Source organism: Variovorax sp. P1_H12_2, from assembly GCF_056405335.1.
This window is the reverse complement of the sequence record NZ_JBFUCI010000550.1, coordinates 1-3,481: the sequence shown is the minus strand read 5'-3', so window position 1 is coordinate 3,481 and position 3,481 is coordinate 1. Positions and strand designations below refer to the sequence as shown.

The window sequence follows — 3,481 nt, the reverse complement described above, 5'->3', positions numbered from 1 at the left end:
GCGTCGAGGACGTGGTGCGGCGGGTCGACAACGTGCGAACGGTGGTCAACGAACTGGTGGTCGGGCCGCCGACCACCTTCCAGGATCGCTCCAACGACACTTTCATCACCGGCAAGGTCAAGGCTTCGCTGCTCGATGCCAAGGACATCTTCGCCAATTCGTTCAAGGTCGTGACCGAGCGCGGCACGGTCTACCTGATGGGCATCGCGACCCGCCGCGAGACCGATCGCGCGACCGACATCGCGCGCGGCGTTTCGGGCGTCACGAAGGTGGTGCGCGTGGTCGAGATCGTCACCGAGACCGAGCTGCAGAACCAGTTGCAGCAACAGTCCCAGCCAGGCGGCACCGGCGCGTCGGGCAGCGCACCGGCCTCGCGTTCGAGCGTGCCGCTGCCGCCGATGGAGCCGCTGCCGCCGCTGCCCTCGTCGTCGCAGCCGCCGGCCAACGGCGGCGTCACGACCTCACCGGTGCGCTGATCGGCCCCTTTGGAGGGCCGCGCCCAGGCCGGCGCCGGGCCGCCAGCGCGGCGAAGTCCGCGCTTCGCGCTGACGGGCGGCCTGCGACTTCCCCCTCGGGGGGCAGCGACCCACACGAAGTGGGGGAGCGTGGGGGCCCTCAGGCCGGCGCCGGGCCGCCCCAAGGCGGCCTGCGGCCCCCTCGGGGGGCAGCGACCCACACGAAGTGGGGGAGCGTGGGGGCCCTATTTCAGCCGGGTGATCAGGCTGGAGGTGTCCCAGCGCCTGCCGCCGGCCTGCTGCACGTCGGCATAGAACTGGTCGACCAGCGCGGTCACCGGCAAGCGCGCGCCATTGCGCTTGGCTTCGTCGAGCACCAGGCCGAGGTCCTTGCGCATCCAGTCGACCGCGAAGCCGTAGTCGAACTTGCCTTCGATCATGGTCTTGCCGCGGTTGTCCATCTGCCAGCTCTGGGCCGCGCCCTTGCCGATGACGGCGAGCACCGCATTCATGTCCAGGCCGGCGCGCTGGCCGAAGGCGATGGCCTCGGACAGGCCCTGCACCAGTCCGGCGATCGCGATCTGGTTGACCATCTTGGCGAGCTGGCCCGCGCCGCTCTCGCCGAGCAGCGTGACGGCGCGCGCGAAGGCCGCGATCACGGGCTCGACCTTGGCGAAGGTGGCCGGGTCGCCGCCGCACATCACGGTCAGCGCGCCGTTCTGGGCGCCGGCCTGGCCGCCGGAGACCGGGGCGTCGATGAACTGCAGGCCGCGTTCGAGCGCCGCCTTGGAGAGCTCTCGCGCCACGTCGGCCGAGGCGGTCGTGTGGTCGACGAACACCGAGCCCGGGGCCATGCCCGCGAAGGCACCGTTGTCGCCCAGCACCACCGAGCGCAGGTCGTCGTCGTTGCCGACGCAGCAGAACACGATGTCGGCGTTGGACGCGGCGCCGCGCGGGGTTGCGGAGTGGCTCACCGAGGCCGAAGCCTGCGGCTTGAATTCCGCTTCCCAGTCCTTGGCCTTGCCGGCGCTGCGGTTGTAGACCGTGACGTGGTGGCCGGCCAGCGCGAGATGGCCCGCCATGGGGTAGCCCATCACGCCGAGGCCGAGGAAGGCGACCTTCTGCGAGGGGACGGGTTCGTAGGTTTTGGGGTTGAGGCTCATGCCTCCAAGCTTAGCGCGAGCTTCAGACGATCGCGAAGTGTTCTGTCCCCGCCGACAGGTCGGTGGTGCGCGCGCGCTGGCTGTTGAGCTTGATCTGCAGCCGCAGGTCGTTGGCCGAGTCGGCGTTGCGGATCGCGTCGTCGAGGCTGATCGCGTTGCCCTCGAACAGGTCGAACAGCGCCTGGTCGAAAGTCTGCATGCCCAGGTTGCGGCTCTTCTTCATGATCTCCTTGATCTCGCCGACCTCGCCCTTGAAGATCATGTCGGAGATCAGCGGCGTGTTCAGCAGGATCTCGACCGCGGCGATGCGGCCGTGGCCGTCCTCGGTCGGGATCAGCCGCTGCGAGACCAGCGAGCGCAGGTTCAGCGACAGGTCCATCAGGAGCTGGGCCCGGCGCTCCTCGGGGAAGAAGTTGATGATGCGGTCCAGCGCCTGGTTGGCGCTGTTGGCGTGCAGCGTCGCCATGCACAGGTGGCCGGTCTCGGCGAAGGCCACGGCGTGCTCCATGGTCTCGCGGTCGCGGATTTCGCCCATCAGGATCACGTCAGGCGCCTGGCGCAGCGTGTTCTTGAGGGCAGCCTCCCAGCTGTCGGTGTCGATGCCGACCTCGCGCTGGGTGACCACGCAGTTCTTGTGCGGGTGCACGAACTCGACCGGGTCCTCGACCGTCACGATGTGGCCGTAGGAGTTCTCGTTGCGCCAGTCGATCATCGCGGCCAGCGTGGTCGACTTGCCCGAGCCGGTGGCGCCGACCAGGATCGTCAGGCCGCGCTTGGTCATCGCCACGTCCTTGAGCACCTGCGGCATGCCCAGGCCGTCGATGGTCGGCAGCTTGGCCGGAATGGTCCGCAGCACCATCCCGACCTTGCCCTGCTGGACGAAGGCATTGACGCGGAAGCGGCCGATGCCGGTCGGCGAGATCGCGAAGTTGCACTCCTTGGTGCGCTCGAACTCGGCCGTCTGGCGGTCGTTCATGACCGAGCGCGTGAGCGCCAGCGTGTGCTGGGCGCCGAGCGCCTGGGCAGACACCTTGGTGACCTTGCCGTCGACCTTGATCGCGGGCGGGAAGTCGGCCGTGATGAACAGGTCGCTGCCGTTGCGGCTCACCATGAGCTTGAGCAGGTCGTTGATGAACTGGCTGGCTTGATCGCGTTCCATGACGGTACTCCGGTGCGGCTGCGCTAGGGCTGGGTCAGCCGGGGAAATTCTCGGGGATCTTGGCCTTCCCGCGCGCTTCGGCGGAGGAAATGACACTGCGGCGCACCAGGTCCGTGAGGTTCTGGTCCAGCGTCTGCATGCCCTGGCCGCTGCCGGTCTGGATCGACGAATACATCTGCGCCACCTTGCCTTCGCGGATCAGGTTGCGGATGGCGGGCGTGCCCAGCATGATCTCGTGCGCCGCCACGCGGCCCTGGCCGTCCTTGGTCTTGCACAGCGTCTGCGAGATCACCGCCTGCAGCGACTCCGACAGCATGGCGCGGATCATTTCCTTTTCCTCGCCCGGGAAGACGTCGATGATCCGGTCGATGGTCTTGGCCGCCGACGAGGTGTGCAGCGTGCCGAACACCAGGTGGCCGGTCTCGGCTGCGGTCATCGCCAGGCGGATGGTCTCGAGGTCGCGCATTTCGCCGACCAGGATCGCGTCCGGGTCCTCGCGCAGGGCCGAGCGCAGCGCATTGGCGAAGGACAGCGTCATCGGCCCGACCTCGCGCTGGTTGATCAGGCACTTCTTGGAGTCGTGCACGAACTCGATCGGGTCTTCCACCGTGAGAATGTGGCCGTACTCGGTCTCGTTCAGGTAGTTGACCATTGCCGCCAGCGTGGTCGACTTGCCCGAGCCGGTGGGGCCGGTGACGAGCACC

Annotated in this window: 4 protein-coding genes; 1 reads left to right on the top strand and 3 read right to left on the bottom strand. The window is 68.3% G+C overall.

What is annotated here, in order from left to right; all coding sequences use genetic code 11:
- On the top strand, positions 1 to 476 hold a 476-nt coding region (locus AC1D2K_RS32080; RefSeq protein ID WP_478094151.1), incomplete at its 5' end, for a BON domain-containing protein.
- A gap of 224 nt (positions 477 to 700) precedes the next feature.
- Here the strand turns inward: AC1D2K_RS32080 and AC1D2K_RS32075 are convergent.
- The 3 genes from AC1D2K_RS32075 to AC1D2K_RS32065 form a co-directional block, all read right to left on the bottom strand.
- The gene (locus AC1D2K_RS32075; protein ID WP_478094149.1) at positions 701 to 1,618 is read right to left on the bottom strand and encodes an NAD(P)-dependent oxidoreductase; all 918 of its coding nucleotides are present in this window, start codon (positions 1,616 to 1,618) and stop codon (positions 701 to 703) included.
- Between the two features lie 22 nt (positions 1,619 to 1,640).
- Positions 1,641 to 2,777, bottom strand: coding sequence for a PilT/PilU family type 4a pilus ATPase (locus tag AC1D2K_RS32070; protein WP_478094147.1), 1,137 nt, complete (start codon positions 2,775 to 2,777; stop codon positions 1,641 to 1,643).
- 34 nt (positions 2,778 to 2,811) lie between these two features.
- The coding region (locus AC1D2K_RS32065; RefSeq protein ID WP_478094145.1) for a type IV pilus twitching motility protein PilT at positions 2,812 to 3,481 on the bottom strand (670 nt) is incomplete at its 5' end.

Excerpts from the sequence above, each read along its gene's own strand:
- AC1D2K_RS32075 (WP_478094149.1), bottom strand. The coding sequence starts at position 1,618 with ATGAGCCTCAACCCCAAAACCTACGAACCCGTCCCCTCGCAGAAGGTC.
- AC1D2K_RS32070 (WP_478094147.1), bottom strand. The coding sequence starts at position 2,777 with ATGGAACGCGATCAAGCCAGCCAGTTCATCAACGACCTGCTCAAGCTC.